Below are 20,074 nucleotides of genomic sequence, written 5' to 3' on the forward strand. Positions count from 1 at the left end.
CGTCCTGGCGATATCTGCGTGCTGCGCGCCATGCGCGATCCGATCCCCTGTTCCATCCGTTGCGACTTTAGCCGCCACGGCGGCGCTTGCCCAGTCCGCGCAAGGCTACACTGCCGCCATGTCATCGCTGTTTCCCTGCCGCGCCGGATGCGCCGCCTGCTGCACCGCGCCGTCCATCGCCTCGCCGATCCCCGGCATGCCCGCCGGCAAACCGGCGGGCGTGGCCTGCGTGCAACTGGACGAGGCGCTGCGCTGCCGGCTGTTCGGCCAGCCCGAACGCCCCCGGTTCTGCGCCACCCTCAAGCCGGGACCGGAAATGTGCGGGCGCAGCCGCCAGGAGGCCATGGCCTACCTGGACGCGCTGGAGCGGGCCACCCGGCCCTGATGCCTGGCGATGCATATCAACTGACAGTCGGCTTTTCCTTCTTGCCGGCGAACACGCGCCGGATGCCCGCACCGACCGCGACCAAACCGATCAGCAGCAGCTTCCAGAACTTGGCGAACACCAGGCCGATCTTGGCGAACAGGCCGGCCTTCGCCGCGAGTCCGCCACCGACCAGCGCCGCCAGGCCGTAACTGGCGACCTTGTCGGTGGATGCGTCGAAGTCGGCGTAGCGGGCGCCAGCGTCGAACTCGGTCATCGGCAGCAGTTCCTGCATGCCTTTCTGTACCTGCGCCAGTTCAGTCATGTCGGCCACCGCGTTGAGGCTGAGATAGCCATGCCGCCCGAGTACGCGGATGTCGTAGTTCAACGTATGTTCGGCGCTGCCGTTGAAGGACAGTTCCTTGGCCCAATAGAGCTTCTTGGCCGAACCGTCATAGCGCGGCGGCACCGCCCAGCCGACCAGATCCACGGTGCCGTAACCGGCCTCCTTGCGCGCGCCGTTCTCCTCGCGCATGGACTGCTTCATTTCGGTCAGCATCTCGGCGTAGTCGATCTTGGCCGCGTCCTCGTCGGAGACATAACCCTCGTCCGAGTAGGTGACCACGACGGCCCAACTGTCGTCGGCCAGCAGATCCGGCTTGCGCGGCACGATCAGGCCCAGCACCGATTCATCGGGCGGATTGCCCCACAGATCCTCCAGCACGCGGCGGGCCTCGGCCTGCTCCAGGTAGCGGAAGTCCGGCGTCAGCTGGAAGCGCGCGTGTGCCTTTGGCACGGTGATGCCGCCCTCCTTGAACTGCAATCCCGCGACGAACTGTTCAGCGCTCGGGCCGGCGTCTTCCCCGTCTTCCTGCGCCATTGCCGGCGTTCCCCACGCCAGTGCCACGGCGGCCAGCAGGCCACCGAACCATGGTTTCAGCATTTTCTTCCCCGTTGATGGACAGATCCCTGTCCCGCGCCAGTGTTGCCGGAGCGCCGGCGGCAGGCAAGCCTCCGGCCATTGGCAAAGGATTCGGCGGGTTCCAGGCAAGCCGGAACGCAATCCCGGCAACCGGCGGTTTCCGGCCGGACCGTGGAAACCGGAAGACGTCAGTCCTTCGCGGCTTGCAGGTACTGGTCCTTCAGGCGCACGTAGTAGGCGGCCGAGTAGTGCAGGCTCTCGATTTCCTTGTCGCTGAGCCGGCGGGCGAAACGTGCCGGATTGCCCAGCCACAGTTCGGCCTCGCCGATGACCTTGCCGGGACCGACCACCGCGCCGGCGCCGACGAAGCCGTATTTCTTCACCGTGGCGCCGTCCAGGATGCACGCGCCCATGCCGATCAGGCACAGATCCTCGATGGTGCAGGCGTGGATGATGGTGCCGTGACCCACCGTGACATCGGCGCCGATCAGGGTCGGATGGCCGGCCCGGTTGTACGGGCTGTGGTGGCTGACATGGATGATGGTGCCGTCCTGCACGTTGGTGCGGGCACCGATGCGGATGTGGTTGACGTCGCCCCGGATCACCGTGCCCGGCCACACCGAGACGTCCTCCGCCAGTTCGACGTCACCGATGACGGTCGCCGCCGGGTCCACGTAGACGCGCGGGCCGAGGGCGGGAAAACGGTCAAGATAGGGGCGGATAGCGGTCATGTCGCCATTGTAGCGACCATACGCACGCGTCCGGGCCTACACTCCGGTGCATGGACACTCCCGCCGACACGCCCGCGACCGAACTCCCCTCCACCCTCGACCGCCTGCGCGTGGCCTGGCAGGCACGACGACCCGACCTGGCCCAACGGCAGGCGGATCTGCAGCGCCTGCGCGACGCGCTCAAGCGCCGGCTGGACGAGATGGCCCGCACCATCGCCGCCGATTTCGGCCACCGTTCGCTGCACGAGAGCCGCATCGCCGACGGGATGACCGTGCTCAACGAGATCGATCACCTGCTCAAGCACCTGCGCCGCTGGATGCAGCCGCGCCGGGTCGGGGTGGGCTGGCGGTTCTGGCCCGCCAGCGCGGAGATCCGGCCCGAACCGGTCGGCGTGGTGGGCGTCATCGCGCCATGGAACTACCCGGTCAACCTGGCCCTGATCCCGCTGGCCACCGCCATCGCCGCCGGCAACCACGTCTACCTGAAACCCTCCGAACACACCCCGCGCACCACCGCGTTCCTGCGCGAACTGCTGGCCGAGGTCTTTCCCGCCGATCGGGTGGCGGTCGCCAGCGGCGGTCCCGAGATCGCCTCGGCCTTCGCCGGCCTGCCCTTCGACCATCTGGTGTTCACCGGTTCCACCGCGGTGGGCCGCAAGGTGATGGCCGCCGCCGCGCCGCAGCTGACCCCGCTGACCCTGGAACTGGGCGGCAAGTCGCCGGCCATCGTCTGCGACGACTATCCGCTGGAGCAGGCCGCGGCGCGGCTGGCGACCGGCAAATGGTTCAACGGCGGCCAGACCTGCATCGCCCCGGACTACGTGCTGGTCGCGGCGCACCGCCGCGATGCGCTGGTGGAAGCGCTGCGCAAACAGGTGAAGGCGCGCTACGGCGATCTGCAGAATCCGGGCGACTACACCCGCATCATCAACGACGGCCAGTTCGCGCGGCTGCGTGGCTATCTGGACGACGCGCAGACACGTGGCCTGACGGTGATTCCGCTGGCCGGCGCCGAGGATGCCCGGGAGCGGTTGTTCCCACCGACCCTGGTGCTGGATCCGGGCGATGACGCCAAGGTGATGCAGGATGAGATCTTCGGCCCGATCCTGCCGATCCGTTCGGTCGATTCGCTCGACGAGGCCATCGCCTACGTCAACGCGCACGATCGCCCATTGGCGCTGTATCCCTTCAGCAACGACCGTTCCCGGATCGAGAAGATCCTGAAGAACACCCTGGCCGGCGGCGTCACCGTCAACGACACCGTGCTGCATTTCGGCATCAACGATCTGCCGTTCGGCGGCATCGGTCCCAGCGGCATGGGCGCCTACCACGGCAAAGCCGGCTTCGACGCGTTCAGCAAGGCTCTGCCGATCCTCTGGCAAAGCCGCCGCGCCGGCAGCGACATGCTCAAGCCGCCCTACGCGAAGGTGGCGCGGTTCATCGACTTCATCGTCCGATAGCGCCGGCGAGCTCCCGGCCCCGCGTCGGCGATGCCGAAGCGGGCCGGAATCCGGTTCTCGTTCCGGCGAACGCCGGAATTCATTGACGGCAGAATGGGTCCCAGCTTGACCGACCTACCGGTCGTTGGAGGCCGCCGGGATGACGACGGCGCGATTGGCAGGCCCCCCGCAGGAAACGAGGGTGGCCGGGTCCGACCATGCAGATCGCGCAAGGTTGCCGCGACACCGATCAGCAACCAGGCGGTTGCCGAGAGCGGAGATTGGTTGGTCAATCTCCCTCGTCGAGCGGCAGCCGGGGCATGCGACGCTTCACCGGCGAGGATTGGATGATCGCCGTATTGGTCGCGGCATAAGGAAGAAACCGGTCGATCAGGGACTCAAGTTCCTCCACCCCTCGCACGAAAGCACGTGCGACGAAGCAGTCGTCCCCCGTCACACGCTCTGCTTCCACGACCTCCGGCGTCTCCTGCAGAAGGGTGGCAACGCGCGAGAGTTCGCCGGGCATCGGCCGCAGGCGCATGTGCACCGCCAGCGGCAGCCCCACGGCGCCAGGATTCAATCGAATCGTGTAGCCCTCGATGACGCCGCTCTCCTCGAGTCTCCTGACGCGCTCGGCCGCGGCGGGCGGAGAAAGACCGACCTTGTCGGCGAGTTCCTTCATCGATAGCCGCGCATTCTCCGACAGCAGTTCCAGCAACCGTCGATCAAGCGTGTCGAGGGGTCGAACAATGCGTCGGCTCATGGCTTCTTCTTTTTTTAGGCAAAACGGTCATATTTCAATCCAAAGCCTCAGAAGAATGCGCTTTCGACCTTATTTTGTCCATGTAAAACGAGAATATCGCCTTCTATCATGATCATATGGAAGCGATACCCCAGCCTGCGCGCCGCGCCCTTGATGCCTTGCCGCCCCACCTCTGGTTCGGCGTCAGCGCCGTGTTCCACTATCTCGGTCCCTCCTTTGCCGTGCTTCTCTTTCCGGCCGTGGGTGTGCTGGGGGTAGCGTGGTTGCGGATCGCGACGGCGGCTTTCGTCTTCGCTCCGATCACCCGACCGTGGCAAACGCTCGGTCGGGCGGACAGGTCCGGCCGCTGGTTGATCGCGGCAATGGGCGTTTGCCTGGCCCTGATGAACTGCGCCTTCTATCTTGCTCTCGACCGCCTGCCGATCAGCCTTGTCGCCGCCATCGAGTTTGTCGGCACCATCAGCATTGCCGTCCATGGTTTGCGCACGAAACGGAACCTTGCCGCCCTTGCGCTCGCTGTCGTTGGCGTCTTCGCCCTGATCGATGTCACCTGGTCGAGTGATCCCGTCGGCCTGTTCTGGGCTTTTCTAAACGGTGCGCTGTTCGTCGCCTATATCCTGCTGGGTCATCGGATGGCCCGGACGGGTGCCGGCAATGGCATCAAGCAGCTGGGCGCCGCCATGGCGATCGCCCTGATCGTCGTCCTGCCGATTGGTTTCAAACAAGCCCTCGCCGCCTTCAGCGACCCTCTGCTAGTCATGGCCGGGATCGGCGTAGGTGTCTGCTCCTCGGTCATCCCCTATGTCTGCGACCAGCTCGCAATGGCGAAGCTCAAGCGTTCCACCTTCGCCCTCATGCTGGCGCTGCTGCCCGCCGTGGCTACGCTGGTTGGCGCGCTGGTCCTGGCTCAAATCCCTAACGGTCAAGACATGCTGGGCATCGCCTTGGTGATGCTGGGTGTCGCCCTCCACAAACAACCGAAGGACTGAACCATGTTTCCACCTCTGGATCCCTTCGCGGAGGGCCTGCTTGATGTCGGAGACGGACATGCAATCCACTACTGCCAGTCCGGCAACCCGGACGGCCAGCCGGCGCTGATCCTGCATGGCGGCCCCGGCGCGGGCTCTTCTCCCTATCATCGGCGGTTCTTCGACCCGGATATCTACCGCATCATCCAGTTCGATCAGAGGGGATGCGGCAAGTCCAGGCCGAACGCCAGCCTGGACGCCAACGATACCTGGAGCCTCGTCGCCGACATGGAGCGGCTACGCCAGCGGCTGGGCATGGATCGGTGGTTGCTGTTCGGCGGATCCTGGGGCTCCACGCTGGCGCTCAGTTACGCCGGCAAGCATCGCGATCGTTGCGTCGCCCTCATCCTGCGCGGCATCTGGCTGAATCGCGAGGACGATATCGCCTGGGACTATGGCGGGCTACGCCGGTTCTGGCCGGAGGCATTCGCCGGGTTCGAAGAGTTCGTCCCCGAAGAGGAGCGAGGCGACCTGCTGGCTGCCTACCATCGACGCCTGTGCGACGACGATCCGGCCGTGCACATGCCGGCGGCCGTTTCATTCTGCCGCTGGGAAGCGGCCTGCGAACGCCTGTTGCCTTCCGGGGAGGGAATCCTCCCCGGACCGGAAACCCTGGCGCTTGCACGCATCGAAGCGCATTTCACGATCAACCGGGCTTTCACGGAACCGGAAGCGCTGATGGCGGCAGCGGAACGACTGGGTGATCTGCCGGGAGCGATCGTGCATGGACGCTACGACATGCTGTGCCCGGTGGATGGCGCGCTGGCCATCGCCCGAGCCTGGCCCGGAGCGCGTCTGACCATCGTGCCCGATGCGGGCCATTCCGCTTTCGAACCCGGCATCCAAGCGGCCTTGCTGGCCGAGACGGCGGCGCATGCCTTCCCACGGCATTGGGAGCGCGAGCGTGGCTCGCGATCCCTTCGGCCCAGCGGGGCCGCGCCGCCGTGATTCACCCGCGTGCAGCACCCATATACAGGTCCCGGCTTGACCGACCTGCCGGCCATTGGAGACCGCCGGGATGACGGCAAGGCCCGTTCATCGATATCGTCCTCCCGCCGTCATTCAGGCGACGGCGGAGAAAGCGGCCCCCATGCATTTTCCCGCTGTCGAAAACCGCACCGCTCGCGCGTCATAGTCAGGTCACCCCGCACAGGACCGCCCATGATCTCCCCGACGTCCCCCAAGGCCACCCGCCGCGAATGGATTGGCCTGGCCGCCATCGCCCTGCCCTGCATGGTCTACGCGATGGACCTGACCGTGCTCAACCTGGCGTTGCCGGCGATCAGCGCCGAACTCAACCCTTCCACTTCGCAACTGCTGTGGATCGTCGACATCTACGGGTTCCTGGTGGCCGGCTTCCTGATCACGATGGGAACGTTGGGTGATCGCATCGGCCGGCGCCGACTGTTGCTGATCGGTGCGGCCGCGTTCGCCGCGGCCTCGATCATCGCCGCCTTCTCGCGCAGCGCGGAGATGCTGATCGCCATGCGCGCGCTGCTGGGCGTGGCCGGCGCCACCCTGGCGCCGTCGACGATGTCGCTGATCCGCAACATGTTCCATGACGAGCACGAGCGCCAGTTCGCGATCGGCGTCTGGATCGCCAGCTTCTCGGTCGGCGGCGCGATTGGCCCGCTGGTCGGCGGCCTGTTGCTGGAATGGTTCTGGTGGGGCGCGGCGTTCCTGGCCGCGGTGCCGGTGATGGTGCTGCTGTTGCTGCTGGGACCGAAGCTGCTGCCCGAATACCGCGATCCCGACGCCGGCCGGCTGGATCCGGCGAGCATGGCGCAATCGCTGTTCGCGGTGCTGGCGGTGGTGTACGGCCTCAAGCGGATCGCCGAGTACGGCGCCGATACGCGCGGTCTGCTGGTGCTGGCCGCCGGCCTGGTACTGGGCGTGCTGTTCGTGCGCCGACAGCGGCACCTGGACTATCCGTTCCTGGATGTCACCCTGTTCCGCCGTCCCGCCTTCAGCGCGGCGATCGTCGCCTACGCGCTGGCCGGCCTGTCGATGATGGGCGTGTACATCTTCATGACCCAGTACCTGCAACTGGTGCTGGGGCTGTCGCCGCTGGAAGCCGGTTTCGCCACCGTCCCGTGGTCGCTGTGCTTCACCGTGGGATCGCTGCTGGCGCCGAAGCTGGCGCGCCACTGGGGCGCGCGGCGGGTGATGGTGCGCGGCCTGCTGGTGGCGGCGGTCGGCTTCGGCATCACCGCGCTGGTGGTGCCGCCGCACGGGCTGTGGATCCTGATCGCTGGCATGCTGGCGATGAGCATCGGCATGGCGCCGGTGTTCACCGTGGGCAATGAACTGATCATCACCACCGCGCCGCCGGAACGCGCCGGCGCGGCGTCGGCATTGGCGGAAACCAGCGCCGAACTCAGCGGCGCGCTGGGCATCGCGCTGCTCGGCAGCGCCGGCATGGCGCTGTACCGCTTCTGGCTGGAGCCGGCATTGCCGGCGGATCTGGCCCACGCCGCCGCCGGTCATGCCCTGTCCACGCTGGGCGGCGCGATCGCCACCGCCGAAACGCTGCCGGCCGGCCTGGCCATCGCCATCGAAACGACCGCGCGCGCCGCGTTCACCGACGCCATGCGGCTGGTGGCGGTGTTCGGCGGAACGATGATGCTGTTGGCGGCGTGGATGGCCTCGCACCTGATGCGCGATGGCGAGGGCGAAGGCCATGTGGCGAGCGTGGCCAACGAGGCTTCCGGCGCATGAGGCATCCAAGGTGGCGCCTGCCGCGCGCACGCCGTCGCGGACACATCACTTACACTGACGCCTCTATCTCTCTGGCGCCCGCGGGCGCCCACGACCACGGATGCACGGGATGAAGATCGCCAGCTGGAACGTCAATTCGCTCAATGTCCGCCAGCCGCATCTGGAGCAATGGCTGGGTGCGTTCTCGCCGGACGTGGTGGGCATCCAGGAAACCAAGCTGGAGGATCACCGTTTCCCCGACACCGTGCTGGCCGGGCTGGGCTACCGCAGCATCTTCGCCGGACAGAAGACCTACAACGGCGTGGCGATCCTGTCGCGGGTGCCGGCCACCGAGGTGCAGATCGGCGTCCCCGGTTTCGAGGACGAACAGAAGCGCGTGATCGCCGCGACCGTGGGCGATCTGCGCATCGTCAACCTGTACGTGGTCAACGGCCAGGACGTGGGCACCGACAAGTACGCCTACAAGCTGCGCTGGCTGGATGCCGTGCACGGCTGGCTCGCCGAGGAGCTGCAGCGGCACCCGAAGATGGTCGTGCTGGGCGATTTCAACATCGCCCCGGACGATCGCGACGTCTACGACCCCAAAGTCTGGGGCGATGCCCACATCCTGACCTCGGTCGCCGAGCGCGACGCGCTCCGCCGCCTGTACGCGCTCGGCCTGCACGACGCCTTCCGCATGCACAACGACGAAGCCGGCGTGTACAGCTGGTGGGACTACCGGATGGGCGGGCTGCGCCGCAACCTGGGCCTGCGCATCGATCTCACCCTGGTCTCGGACGCGTTGCGCGCGCAGGCCGCCGCCGCCGGCATCGATCGCGAGCCGCGCACCTGGGAACGCCCCAGCGACCACGCGCCGGCCTGGGTGCAACTGGCCGGCTGATCCGCACTCGTTTGAAGGAAATAAACAAAGGCCCGGCGTGCGCCGGGCCTTTGTGATGCCACGGACCTTGGGTGCGTCTCGAATCAGCGCACGCGGCCGCAGCGAAACCGGATCATCGTGGCGTCAGCGTGCGCGTCCCCGGGTGAACAGGTTGACGATCAGCAGCAACACCACTGCGCCGATGAAGGCGGTGACCAGGAATCCGATCCAGCCTCCTCCCAGGCCCAGCCCGAGCGCCGGCAGCAGCCATCCGCCCAGGAAACCACCGATGATGCCGACCACGATGTTGAGAATGATGCCCTGCGAACCATCACGCCTCATCACCAGGCTGGCCAGCCAGCCCGCGATACCACCGACGATCAGATAGATGAGAAAATTCATTCTGCCTGTCTCCTTCCGTTGTGGACTCCGGCCCCGAAGACCGGGGACGGTGCGATTAAGCGATTGCCGCCGTGAAACCACTGTTAAGCCGGATAGGGGGAATGGCATCCTTGCAGCGCGGTGATAACGCGGATCGCGCCGCGATGCACGCTGCCCCGCACCACCGGCCGACCATGACCGAGATTCCCTCCATCTTCCCATCCGCGACCACGCCGCCCGCCTGGCGGTTCGGGCGGTTCCAGGTCTGGCTGCGCGCGCATCCCCCCCGCATGCGCGGCGAACCGACCGCGCGGCAGGTGCTGGCCGAAGCACTGGCACAGCCGGCCGACGCCTTGCCGATCCGGCGCGACGCACGCGGCAAGCCCCATTTCGCGGCGCCCTTCGACGACCAGGCGATCAGCTGGAGCCACAGCGGCGAGGTGCTGCTGGTCGCGCTCGGGCCGGCACGCGACCTGGGCGTGGATGTCGAACGCCATCGCGAACGGCCGCGGATGATGGAGATCGCGCAGCGCTTCTTCCACCCCAGTGAGCTGGACTGGCTGCGCGCGCAGGATGACCCGGCGCGCACCGGCGCGTTCGTGCGCCTGTGGTGCGCCAAGGAAGCGCTGCTGAAGGCACACGGCCATGGCGTCTCCTTCGGCCTGGAGAAGCTGGTGTTCGGCGAACGCGAAGGCGGCCTGCAGCTGATCGACTGCGATCCCGCGCTGGGCTCCCCGGCCGAATGGCAATTGCACGAATGGGAACCGCTGCCCGGCTACCGCGGCGCGCTCGCTTGGCGGGCCTGAGTCCCGCCGTTCGGGGATAATGCGCGCGATGAATGCCTCGACGCTGCCCGCCGGCCTGGACGCGCAACTGCGCCAGGGCCTGACCGAACTCGGCCTGGACGCCGCCGCCCTGGCGCCGCCGCTGCTGGACTATCTGGCCCTGCTGCACCGCTGGAACCGCACCTACAACCTGACCGCGATCCGCGACCCGGCCGAGATGGTGACCCGCCACCTGCTGGATTCGCTGGCCATGCACGCGCACGTCGCCAAAGGCAGCCTGGCCGATCTGGGCACCGGACCGGGGCTGCCGGGGATTCCGCTGGCCATCACCCACCCCGGACTGCGGGTGACGCTGGTCGAAAGCAACGGCAAGAAGGCCCGCTTCATGCGCGAGGCGGTGCGCCAGTTGGGCCTGGGCAACGCGCGGGTGGCCGAATCGCGCGCCGAGGCGCTGGACGAACCCGCCGCCTACGACCACCTGACCGCGCGGGCCATGGACACGCTGGCCGGCATCATCGCCGTCGGCGGACACCTGCTGAAACCGGGCGGCACCCTGCTGGCGATGAAGGGCGTGCGGCCGGACGAGGAAATCGCCGCGCTGCCACCGGACTGGCAGGTCGAGGCCATCCATCCGTTGCGCGTGCCCGGCCTGGTCGGCGAGCGCCATCTGATCGTGGTGCGCAAGGCAGGCGCCTGAACCCGCGCCTCGATCCCCATAACCGATTGATATCGTTGGACGCCTCGAGGGCATGAGCGCCGTTCCCGGGCGCCGCCGCGCGGCCGGATCGGCGAGGCGAATTCGCAGGACCGGTCCGGACCCCGCATAATCCCCCATCCACCCCGTGTCCCGAGGCGACCACCCGCATGGCCCGCATCATCGCGATCGCCAACCAGAAAGGCGGCGTCGGCAAGACCACCACTGCCGTCAATCTGGCCGCCGCGCTGGCGCGTGCCCCGCAGCGCGTGCTGCTGGTGGATCTGGACGCCCAGGGCAATGCCACCATGGGCAGCGGCGTGGACAAGCGCGAACTCGAGAATTCCACCTGCGACGTGTTGCTGCAGGAAGTCGACGCGCGCACGGCGATCGTGAGCACCCAGGAAGGCTTCGACCTGCTTCCCGGCAACATCGACCTGACCGCCGCCGAGATCCAGCTGATGGAGATCGACGGCCGCGAGCTGCGCCTGAAGGCCGCGCTGGAACCGATCCGCGCCGACTACGACTTCATCATCATCGACTGCCCGCCGGCGCTGTCGCTGCTCACCCTCAACGCGCTGACCGCGGCCGACTCGGTGCTGGTGCCGATGCAGTGCGAGTACTACGCGCTGGAAGGCCTGAGCGCGCTGGTGGAAACCATCGAGGCGCTGAAGACACGACTGAATCCCGGCCTTGAGATCGAGGGCGTGCTGCGCACCATGTTCGACGTGCGCAACAACCTGGCCAACGCCGTCTCGGCGGAACTGACCCAGCATTTCGGCGATCGCGTGTTCCGCACCATCGTGCCGCGCAACGTCCGCCTGGCCGAGGCGCCCAGCCATGGCCAGAGCATCGTCGGCTACGACCGCACTTCGCGCGGCGGCGTCGCCTACCTGGGCCTGGCCGGGGAAATCATCCGCCGCCAGAGTGAACGCAAGAAGCAAGAAAAGAGGATGGAGTACGCCTGATGAGCGCGTCGAAGAAACGCGGCCTGGGCCGCGGGCTGGAAGCCCTGCTCGGCCCCAAGGCGGCCGAGACCCCACCGCCGGAAGCCCAGCCGGGCGAGGCCCTGCGCACCCTGCCGGTCGCTCACCTGCAACCCGGCAAGTACCAGCCGCGCATGGCGATGGATCCGGCCAAGCTCAGCGAGCTGGCCGAGTCGATCAAGGCGCAGGGCGTGATCCAGCCGATCGTGGTGCGCGAACTGGCGCCCGGACGCTTCGAGATCGTCGCCGGCGAGCGTCGCTGGCGCGCCTCGCAGGAAGCCGGCCTGGCCGAAGTGCCGGTGGTGGTGCGCGAGCTGGACGATCGCACCGTCATCGCGATGGCGCTGATCGAGAACATCCAGCGCGAGGATCTGAATCCGCTGGAAGAAGCGCAGTCGCTGCAACGCCTGATCAACGAATTCTCGCTGACCCACGCCGAGGCCGCCGAAGCGGTCGGCCGTTCGCGCGCGGCGGTGTCCAACCTGCTGCGCCTGCTGGAACTGCCGCCGGCCATCCGCGCGCTGCTGGAAGCGCGCCGGCTGGAAATGGGCCACGCCCGCGCGCTGCTGACGCTGTCGCCGGAACTGGCCAGCAAGCTGGCCTCCGATGCCGCCGACCAGGGCTGGTCGGTGCGCGAGGTCGAACACCGCGCCCAGCAGTTCGCCGCCGGCAAGGTGCCGGTGATCGGCCGCAAGGCCAAGCCCGGCAAGGCCGCGCCGCAGCCGGACATCGCCGCCCTGGAAACCGAGCTGTCCGAAGGCCTCGGCACCCGCGTCACCATCGCCCACGGACGCGGCGGCAAGGGCAAGCTGATCATCCAGTACACCGATCTAGACACCCTCGACGGCGTGCTGGAAAAACTGCGCGGCCCGCGCGGCTGAGGCCCCGGGGCGCGCCCCCAGCGGAGGCGCGCCGACACATCGACAAGACCAGATTCAGCCGGTGGCGGCAAAATAGGCGCCCATGACATCCAGCCCCGCCCTCTCCGTCGTCGTCCCGGTCTTCAACGAGCGCGACAACGTCACGCCCCTGATCGACGAGATCACCGCCGCGCTGCGCGGCCGGATCGATTTCGAGATCGTCTACGTCGATGACCATTCCCGCGACGACACCCTGGCCGTGCTGCAGGCCCTGAAGGCGCGCGTGCCGGAACTGCGGGTGCTGCAACATGTCCAGCAGAGCGGCCAGAGCACCGCCATCCGCACCGGCGTCAAGGCCGCGCGCGGCGCCTGGATCGCCACCCTGGACGGCGACGGCCAGAACGATCCGGCCGACATTCCCAAATTGATCGCCGCGCGCGATGGCGGCGAGGCGCAGACCAGGCTCTACGCCGGCTGGCGGGTCAACCGCCAGGACAGCGGCAGCAAGCGCTGGGCCAGCAAGTGGGCCAACGCGATCCGCTCGCGCATGCTGCGCGACGAGACGCCGGATACCGGCTGCGGCATCAAGCTGTTCGAACGCGAAGCCTTCCTCGACCTGCCCTACTTCGATCACATGCACCGCTACCTGCCCGCGCTGATGCAGCGCGCCGGCTGGAAGACGATCAGTGTGCCGGTCAATCACCGCCATCGCACCGCCGGCGTGTCCAAGTACAACAACCTCAACCGCGCGCTGGTCGGCATCAGCGACCTGCGCGGCGTGGCCTGGCTGATCAAGCGCGGCAAGCGCACGGCGGTCCGGGAGCTCTGAGGTGGAAGTGCACTGGCTCAACCAGCCGATCGAGGCGCTCTACTGGACCGGCCTGCATGTCACCGGCTGGAAGCTGATCGGCTACACCGGCGCACTGATGTTCGGCGGCCGCTGGCTGGTCCAGTTCATCGCCTCCCGGCGCGCCGGCAAGCCGGTCATCCCGCGCCTGTTCTGGTACATGAGCGTGCTGGGCAGCCTGATGACGCTGAGCTACTTCCTGTTTTCGGCCAAGCAGGACTCGGTCGGCGTACTGCAGAACCTGTTCCCGGCCTTCACCGCGCTGTACAGCCTGTACCTGGACATCCGGCACCGCGGCTGGCACCGCGACAAGGCCAGCCACTGACGGCGAGGCGTCGCCGTACCCTACCGCGCTGTTCCTCCCCCTTCGAAGAAGGGGGACCGAGGGGGATTCGCTCTTGGCGCCGGCCCAAATCCCCGTCGCCCCTGCGATTGTGTAACGCCATGCCCCGCCGTTAGCCTGTGCAGCCATGCCCCTGCTCCGCCGCTTCCGCCGCCCCACCCTCATGCGCCTGCTGGCGCTGTGCGTGCTGCTGCTGGGCGTGATCGCACAGCCGGTGATGGCCTCGGTGGGCGGCGTCCACGAACTCGGCCACGGCGGCGGCCTGCATTCGCACGTGGATGCGGACGCGGTCCCGGACGGCGAAGGGCACGAGCGCGGGGACGACGAATCCGGCAAGACCCGCGGCCTGCTGCATGCCCTGATGCATGCCACGCACTGCTGTGGCCACGCGCCTGCGATGCCGATGGCGGCCACGATCTGGCAGCCGCTCGCGCCGCTGGATTCCGTGTCGTTCCCGCACGACGCGCCGGTTCCCACCCACCGCAGCGACAAGCTGTTGCGCCCGCCGATAGCGATCTGAGGCACTCCCGGCCCGGCCGGGTTTCGTTCGTCCTCGATCCTTTCGGAGAATTCCCATGTGGTTGCGTCTGGCGGCTTTGGCCGCCTTCGTGGCCGTGTCCGTCGCACCCGCGCGGGCACAGTCGCCTGTTGTCCTGTCCCTGGACGACGCGTTCGCGCGCGTCGCCCGTACCCATCCCGATCTGCGCCTGGTCGACGGCCAGCAGCGCGTCCTCGCCGCGGAAGCCGAAGTCGCCGCGCTGCGTCCGGGCCTCACCGCCGGCGCGTCGGTCGAAAACGCGCTCGGCACCGGTGACGTCAGCGGTTTCGGCGGCGCCGAAATCAGCCTGACCCTGGCCGGCGTGCTCGAACGCGGCGGCAAGTGGGACGCCCGCCGCACGCTGGCGCAAAGCCGCATCGACGCGCTGGCGGTGCAGCGCGAGACCCGCCGGCTGGATCTGCTGGCCGAAGTCGCGCGCCGCTACCTGGCCATCACCGCCGCCCAGCGCCAGCGCGTGGTGGCGTTGGACGATATCGAGCAACGCACGCGCACGGTCGCGGCCGCGCGCCAGCGGCTGGCCGCGGGCGCTTCGCCGGAATCGGTGCTGCTGACCGCGCAGGCCGCGCTCACCCGCGCGGAACTGGAGCGCGATCGTGCCGATCGCCTGTTGATGTCCGCGCGCCAGCATCTGGCCGCGCTGTGGGGCGAACGCGATCCCGGCTTCGACACCGTGGCCGGCAATCCGCTGGCGCTGCCGGCGGTCGCCGACTTCGGCGAACTGGCCGCCTTGCTGGACAGCACGCCCGAGCTGGCCCGCTTCGCCGACGAGCGCCGCATCCGCGAAGCACGCGTGCAACTGGCGCGCAGCGAACGCAGCGCCAATGTCGACTGGCAGTTCGGCGTGCGCCGGTTGCAGGAGAACGGCGATACCGGCCTGATGGCCAGCGTCGCGATTCCATTGGGCAGCGCGCGCCGCGCCGAACCCGGCATCCGTGCCGCCGAGGCGGAGCTGGCGCTGGTGGAGATCGAACGCGAAGCCGAGGGGCTCGCGCTGTACTCGACCCTGGCCGAGGCACATGGCCGCTACCGCACCGCGCAGTTCGAAGTGAAGCGCCTGGACGAGGCGGTGCTGCCGAAGCTGGCCAAGGCCGAACGCGCCGCCGAGCGCGCGTATCGCGCCGGCGCCATCAGCTATCTGGAATGGGCGCAGCTGCAATCCGAGCGCACCAGCGCGCGCCGGCAGCAGCTCGACGCCGCCCTCGACGCACAGCGCGCGCTGATCGAAATCCAGCGCCTGACCGGCCAGCCGTTCGTGGCCGCCGCCCCCGCACAAGGAACCTCCCCATGAATATCCGCACTCCCGCCCTGCGGTGGATGCCGCTGCTGTTGTTGACCCTGGCCCTGGCCGCCTGCGGCGGCGGCGCCGATGGCGAAGCCGCTGGCGACGAACACGGCCACGCCTCCGACGAGCACGCCGAAACCGAGGCGGCCACCGGCCAGCACGGCGGCCGCCTGCTGGAAAAGGAGGGCCTGGCGGTGGAACTGGCGATGGCCGAGGACGGCACGCCGCCAAAATTCCAGGCCTGGCTGTACCGCGACGGCAAACCGCTGCCGGCCAGCGCCGGCACGGTCGAAGTCCGACTCAAGCGCCTGGGCGGCCTTGCCGAGACCCATCGCCTGCAGGCGCAGGCCGACGGCAGCCTGCTCGGCACGGCCGAGGTGATCGAACCGCACTCCTTCGACGTGGAAGTACTGGCGGGCATCGAGGGGCGTTCACTGCGCTGGGCCTATCCCAGCTATGAGGGACGCACCGAGATCGCCGCGCCGATCGCGCAACAGACCGGCATCCGGGTCGCCCCGGCGGGCGCCGGCATCATCGCCGACGAACATGAAGTGCAGGGCCTGCTGACCCCGGTCGAAGGCCGCGTGGCCAAGGTCGCCGCGCGCTTTCCCGGCCCGATCCGCCGGCTCGCCGCCAACGTCGGCGACCGGGTGCGCGCCGGACAGGCGCTGGCGTCGATTGAAAGCAACCTCAGCCTGACCACCTACACCGTCAGCACGCCGATCAACGGCGTGGTGCTGGCGCGCAACGCCGAAGTGGGATCGGTCGCGGCCGAAGGCACGACGCTGTTCGAGGTCGCCGATCTGTCCACGCTGTGGGTGGATCTGCACGTGTTCGGCTTCGACGCCCAGCACATCCGCGCCGGCTCGCCGGTGACCATCACCCGCATCAGCGACGGCGCGCAGGCCGAAACCACCCTGGAACGCGTGCTGCCCGGCACCGCCACCGCCAGCCAGAGCACGGTCGCGCGCGCGGTCATCGCCAACGCGGACGGTCAATGGCGGCCGGGTTCGGCGATCACCGCGCGCGTCACCGTGGATCGGCAACCCGCCGCGCTGGTGGTACCGGTGGCGTCGCTGCAGAAGTTCCGCGACTGGGACGTGGTGTTCGTGCGGGTCGGCGACACCTACGAGGTACGGCCGCTCAAGCTCGGCAAGCGCGACGCGCAACGGGTGGAAGTGCTGTCCGGATTGAAGGCGGGCGACCAGGTCGTGGTCGAACAGAGCTACGTGGTGAAGGCGGACATCGAGAAGTCCGGCGCTTCCCACGACCACTGAGGACCCGGCCATGCTCGAGAGAATCATCCGCTTCGCCATCGCCCACCGATGGCTGATGCTGGCGCTCACCCTCGCGCTGATCGGCGTGGGCACGTGGAGCTTCCGCCAGTTGCCGATCGACGCCACCCCCGACATCACCAACGTGCAGGTGCAGATCAACACCGAGGCCGCCGGCTACTCGCCGCTGGAATCGGAACAGCGCGTGACCTTCCCGATCGAGACCGCGCTGTCCGGCCTGCCCGGGATGGATCACACCCGTTCGATCTCGCGCTATGGGCTGTCGCAGGTGACGGTGGTATTCGACGACGGCGTCGATCTCTACTTCGCCCGCCAGCAGGTCGCCGAACGCCTGCAACAGGTCAAGTCGCAGTTGCCCGGGGGACTGGAGCCGGAACTGGGTCCGGTCACCACCGGCATGGGCGAGATCTTCATGTACACCGTCGATGCCAAGCCGGACGCGCGCAAGCCCGATGGCGGCAAGTGGACGGCCACCGATCTGCGCACCCTGCAGGACTGGGTGATCAAGCCGCAGCTGCGCAATACCCGCGGCGTCACCGAGGTCAACACCATCGGTGGCTACGCGCGCCAGATCCACATCACCCCGGATCCGGCGCGGCTGGTCGCGCTGGGCTTCACCCTGCGCGACGTGGTCGACGCGGTGGCCGCCAACAACCAGAACGTCGGCGCCGGCTACATCGAGCGCAACGGCCAGCAGTACCTGGTGCGCGCGCCGGGGCAGGTCGCGGATCTGGACGGCATCCGCGACATCGTGCTGGATCGCCGCGAGGGCGTGCCGATCCGCGTGCGCGACGTGGCCACGGTCGGCGAAGGCCCGGAACTGCGCAACGGCGCGGCCACCCAGAACGGCCACGAGGTCGTGCTCGGCACGGTGTTCATGCTGATCGGAGCCAACAGCCGCGACGTCGCCCAGGCCGCCGCCGCGCGCCTGGCCGAAGCCAACCGCAGCCTGCCGCCGGGGGTGTCGGCCAACCCGGTCTACGACCGCACCGTGCTGGTGGATCGCACCATCCGCACCGTGGCCAAGAACCTGGTCGAAGGCGCGCTGCTGGTGATCGTGGTGCTGTTCCTGCTGCTGGGCAATTTCCGCGCTGCGCTGATCACCGCGGCGGTGATTCCGCTGGCGATGCTGTTCACCCTCACCGGCATGGTCCGCGGCGGCGTGTCCGGCAATCTGATGAGCCTGGGCGCGCTCGACTTCGGCCTGATCGTCGACGGCGCGGTGATCATCATCGAGAACTGCCTGCGCCGGTTCGGCGAATTGCAACACCGGCTGGGGCGGGTATTGAGCGACGAGGAACGGCTGGACACCACCGCCTCGGCCACCGCCGAGGTGATCCGCCCCAGCCTGTTCGGCCTGGGCATCATCACCGCCGTGTACCTGCCGATCTTCGCCCTCACCGGCGTGGAAGGAAAAATGTTCCACCCGATGGCGATCACCGTGGTGCTGGCGCTGACCGGCGCGATGCTGCTGTCGCTGACCTTCGTGCCGGCTTCGATCGCGCTGTTCCTGCGTGGCCGCGTGGAGGAAAAGGAAACCCGGGTGATGCTGTGGGCGCGCCGTGCGTACGCGCCCGCGCTGGACTGGGCGCTGCGCCGGCGCGCTTGGGTGCTCGGCGGCGCGGTCGCGCTGCTGGCCGTGTGCGGCCTGCTGGCCACGCGGCTGGGGTCGGAATTCATCCCCAGCCTGGACGAGGGCGACATCGCCATGCACGCCATGCGCATCCCCGGCACCAGCCTGGAGCAGGCGTTGCGGATGCAGGCGACGCTGGAAGCGCGCATCAAGCAGTTTTCCGAAGTGGAACGCGTGTTCGGCAAGCTCGGCACCGCGGAGGTCGCGACCGACCCGATGCCGCCATCGGTGGCCGACACCTTCCTGATCCTCAAGCCGCGCGACCAGTGGCCGGATCCGCGCAAGTCCAAGGCAGAGCTGGTCGCCGAGATCGAGGCGGCGGTGAAGCAGTTGCCCGGCAACAACTACGAGTTCACCCAGCCGATCCAGATGCGCATGAACGAACTGATTTCCGGCGTCCGCGCGGACGTGGCGATCAAGCTCTACGGCGACGATCTGGACACGCTGGTGGACGTCGGCCGCCGCATCGAGGCGGTGGCGCGGAGCGTACCCGGCGCGGCCGACGTCAAGCTGGAACAGACCACCGGCCTGCCGCTGCTGACCATCAGCCCAGACCGGCGCGCGCTGGCCCGCTACGGCCTCAATCCCGGCGTGGTCCAGGACACCGTGGCGACCGCGGTCGGCGGCGAAGTTGCCGGCCAGCTGTTCGAGGGCGATCGCCGGTTCGACATCGTCATCCGCCTGCCGGAGCACCTGCGCCAGGACCCGGCCGCGCTGCAGGATCTGCCGATCCCGCTGGGCGGGGACGCCAACGCCGACGAGTCCAGCCGGGAAATGGCGCTGGCGTCGGGCACGCCACGGACGGTGCCGCTGCGCGAGGTGGCGAAGATCGAAACCACCCTCGGGCCGAACCAGGTCAACCGCGAGAACGGCAAACGCCGGGTGGTGGTGACCGCCAACGTGCGCGGCCGCGATCTGGGCGGCTTCGTATCCGAGCTGCAACAGCGGGTCGGGACCGGGGTGAAGCTGCCGTCCGGCTACTGGATCGACTATGGCGGCACCTTCGAGCAGCTGATTTCAGCCAGCCAGCGCCTGTCGGTGGTGGTGCCGGTGACCCTGGCGCTGATCTTCGCCCTGCTGTTCTGGGCCTTCGGCTCGGCCCGCGACGCGGCCATCGTGTTCAGCGGGGTGCCGCTGGCGCTGACCGGCGGCGTCATCGCCCTGGCCCTGCGCGGGATCCCGCTGTCGATCTCGGCCGGGGTCGGCTTCATCGCCCTGTCCGGGGTGGCGGTCCTGAACGGGCTGGTGATGATCGCCTTCATCCGCAAGCTGCGGGAGCAGGGGAATCCACTGGAGGAAGCGGTGGTCGACGGGGCCCTGGGCCGGCTGCGGCCGGTGCTGATGACCGCGCTGGTGGCCTCGCTGGGCTTCCTGCCGATGGCCTTCAACGTCGGCGCCGGCTCCGAGGTCCAGCGCCCGCTGGCCACGGTGGTGATCGGCGGCATCGTCTCCTCGACCCTGCTGACCCTGCTGGTGCTGCCAGTGCTGTACCGCTGGCTGCACGGGCGGAAGGCCGCGCCGGCGGCTCCGGAGGCCCGGCCGGCGAGCTGAACCGGACGGCCCGGGGCGTGGGGAACCGTCCCGG

The 20,074-nt window shown here is 68.5% G+C and carries 20 protein-coding genes; 16 read left to right on the forward strand and 4 right to left on the reverse strand.

Annotated elements, in window-relative coordinates:
• Nucleotides 1-118: 118 nt before the first annotated feature.
• Nucleotides 119-385, forward strand: coding sequence for a YkgJ family cysteine cluster protein (locus tag FHW78_RS09580; protein WP_183641432.1), 267 nt, complete (start codon nucleotides 119-121; stop codon nucleotides 383-385).
• A 16-nt stretch (nucleotides 386-401) separates the two neighbouring features.
• Here FHW78_RS09580 and FHW78_RS09585 read toward each other — a convergent pair whose 3' ends face one another.
• Nucleotides 402-1,244 carry a DUF2167 domain-containing protein gene (locus FHW78_RS09585; protein ID WP_225562394.1) on the reverse strand — a complete coding sequence of 281 codons (843 nt, stop codon included), beginning with the start codon at nucleotides 1,242-1,244 and terminating at the stop codon, nucleotides 402-404.
• A 230-nt stretch (nucleotides 1,245-1,474) separates the two neighbouring features.
• Nucleotides 1,475-2,017 (reverse strand): gamma carbonic anhydrase family protein, encoded by a 543-nt coding sequence (locus tag FHW78_RS09590; RefSeq protein WP_183639653.1) that lies wholly within the window; start codon nucleotides 2,015-2,017, stop codon nucleotides 1,475-1,477.
• A 50-nt stretch (nucleotides 2,018-2,067) separates the two neighbouring features.
• Between FHW78_RS09590 and FHW78_RS09595 the strand changes: the two genes are divergently transcribed.
• Nucleotides 2,068-3,477 (forward strand): coniferyl aldehyde dehydrogenase, encoded by a 1,410-nt coding sequence (locus FHW78_RS09595; RefSeq protein WP_183639654.1) that lies wholly within the window; start codon nucleotides 2,068-2,070, stop codon nucleotides 3,475-3,477.
• Nucleotides 3,478-3,745: 268 nt separating this feature from the next.
• Here FHW78_RS09595 and FHW78_RS09600 read toward each other — a convergent pair whose 3' ends face one another.
• A complete protein-coding gene (locus FHW78_RS09600; RefSeq protein ID WP_183639655.1) occupies nucleotides 3,746-4,219 on the reverse strand; it encodes an Lrp/AsnC family transcriptional regulator in 474 nt (157 codons plus the stop codon).
• A gap of 116 nt (nucleotides 4,220-4,335) precedes the next feature.
• Here FHW78_RS09600 and FHW78_RS09605 point away from each other — a divergent pair, with 116 nt between their 5' ends.
• The 4 genes from FHW78_RS09605 to xth all read left to right on the forward strand — a co-directional run bounded on the left by FHW78_RS09605 (nucleotide 4,336) and on the right by xth (nucleotide 8,845).
• Nucleotides 4,336-5,208, forward strand: coding sequence for an EamA family transporter (locus FHW78_RS09605; protein WP_183639656.1), 873 nt, complete (start codon nucleotides 4,336-4,338; stop codon nucleotides 5,206-5,208).
• A gap of 3 nt (nucleotides 5,209-5,211) precedes the next feature.
• On the forward strand, nucleotides 5,212-6,195 hold the full coding sequence (gene pip, locus FHW78_RS09610) for a prolyl aminopeptidase (protein WP_183639657.1): 984 nt from the start codon (nucleotides 5,212-5,214) through the stop codon (nucleotides 6,193-6,195).
• Nucleotides 6,196-6,408: 213 nt separating this feature from the next.
• Entirely contained in the window at nucleotides 6,409-7,965 is a 1,557-nt protein-coding gene (locus tag FHW78_RS09615; RefSeq protein WP_183639658.1) for an MFS transporter, read from the forward strand.
• A 109-nt stretch (nucleotides 7,966-8,074) separates the two neighbouring features.
• On the forward strand, nucleotides 8,075-8,845 hold the full coding sequence (gene xth / locus FHW78_RS09620) for an exodeoxyribonuclease III (protein WP_183639659.1): 771 nt from the start codon (nucleotides 8,075-8,077) through the stop codon (nucleotides 8,843-8,845).
• Nucleotides 8,846-8,968: 123 nt separating this feature from the next.
• Here xth and FHW78_RS09625 read toward each other — a convergent pair whose 3' ends face one another.
• Complete coding sequence (locus FHW78_RS09625) at nucleotides 8,969-9,226, reverse strand: GlsB/YeaQ/YmgE family stress response membrane protein (RefSeq protein ID WP_183639660.1); 258 nt, start codon at nucleotides 9,224-9,226, stop codon at nucleotides 8,969-8,971.
• 269 nt (nucleotides 9,227-9,495) lie between these two features.
• Between FHW78_RS09625 and FHW78_RS09630 the strand changes: the two genes are divergently transcribed.
• The 10 genes from FHW78_RS09630 (at nucleotide 9,496) to FHW78_RS09675 (ending at nucleotide 20,040) form a co-directional block, all read left to right on the forward strand.
• On the forward strand, nucleotides 9,496-10,011 hold the full coding sequence (locus FHW78_RS09630) for a 4'-phosphopantetheinyl transferase superfamily protein (RefSeq protein ID WP_255443278.1): 516 nt from the start codon (nucleotides 9,496-9,498) through the stop codon (nucleotides 10,009-10,011).
• Between the two features lie 28 nt (nucleotides 10,012-10,039).
• Entirely contained in the window at nucleotides 10,040-10,687 is a 648-nt protein-coding gene (gene rsmG / locus FHW78_RS09635; RefSeq protein WP_183639661.1) for a 16S rRNA (guanine(527)-N(7))-methyltransferase RsmG, read from the forward strand.
• Between the two features lie 167 nt (nucleotides 10,688-10,854).
• Complete coding sequence (locus FHW78_RS09640; RefSeq protein ID WP_183639662.1) at nucleotides 10,855-11,652, forward strand: AAA family ATPase; 798 nt, start codon at nucleotides 10,855-10,857, stop codon at nucleotides 11,650-11,652.
• Nucleotides 11,652-12,551 carry a ParB/RepB/Spo0J family partition protein gene (locus tag FHW78_RS09645; protein ID WP_141455056.1) on the forward strand — a complete coding sequence of 300 codons (900 nt, stop codon included), beginning with the start codon at nucleotides 11,652-11,654 and terminating at the stop codon, nucleotides 12,549-12,551. Before FHW78_RS09640 ends, FHW78_RS09645 begins: the two co-directional genes overlap by 1 nt.
• A gap of 82 nt (nucleotides 12,552-12,633) precedes the next feature.
• Nucleotides 12,634-13,359, forward strand: a complete 726-nt coding sequence (locus FHW78_RS09650) for a glycosyltransferase family 2 protein (RefSeq protein WP_183639663.1) — start codon at nucleotides 12,634-12,636, stop codon at nucleotides 13,357-13,359.
• Nucleotide 13,360: 1 nt separating this feature from the next.
• Nucleotides 13,361-13,702, forward strand: a complete 342-nt coding sequence (locus tag FHW78_RS09655) for a lipid-A-disaccharide synthase N-terminal domain-containing protein (protein ID WP_141455054.1) — start codon at nucleotides 13,361-13,363, stop codon at nucleotides 13,700-13,702.
• A gap of 145 nt (nucleotides 13,703-13,847) precedes the next feature.
• Nucleotides 13,848-14,240 (forward strand): DUF2946 family protein, encoded by a 393-nt coding sequence (locus FHW78_RS09660; protein ID WP_183639664.1) that lies wholly within the window; start codon nucleotides 13,848-13,850, stop codon nucleotides 14,238-14,240.
• 55 nt (nucleotides 14,241-14,295) lie between these two features.
• Nucleotides 14,296-15,567 carry a TolC family protein gene (locus FHW78_RS09665; protein ID WP_183639665.1) on the forward strand — a complete coding sequence of 424 codons (1,272 nt, stop codon included), beginning with the start codon at nucleotides 14,296-14,298 and terminating at the stop codon, nucleotides 15,565-15,567.
• On the forward strand, nucleotides 15,564-16,838 hold the full coding sequence (locus tag FHW78_RS09670) for an efflux RND transporter periplasmic adaptor subunit (protein WP_183639666.1): 1,275 nt from the start codon (nucleotides 15,564-15,566) through the stop codon (nucleotides 16,836-16,838). Before FHW78_RS09665 ends, FHW78_RS09670 begins: the two co-directional genes overlap by 4 nt.
• 10 nt (nucleotides 16,839-16,848) lie before the next feature.
• On the forward strand, nucleotides 16,849-20,040 hold the full coding sequence (locus FHW78_RS09675; protein WP_183639667.1) for a CusA/CzcA family heavy metal efflux RND transporter: 3,192 nt from the start codon (nucleotides 16,849-16,851) through the stop codon (nucleotides 20,038-20,040).
• The last annotated feature ends 34 nt before the right edge of the window (nucleotides 20,041-20,074 follow it).

Source organism: Pseudoxanthomonas sp. OG2 (assembly GCF_014192765.1).
Classification (GTDB): Bacteria; Pseudomonadota; Gammaproteobacteria; order Xanthomonadales; family Xanthomonadaceae; genus Pseudoxanthomonas_A; species Pseudoxanthomonas_A beigongshangi.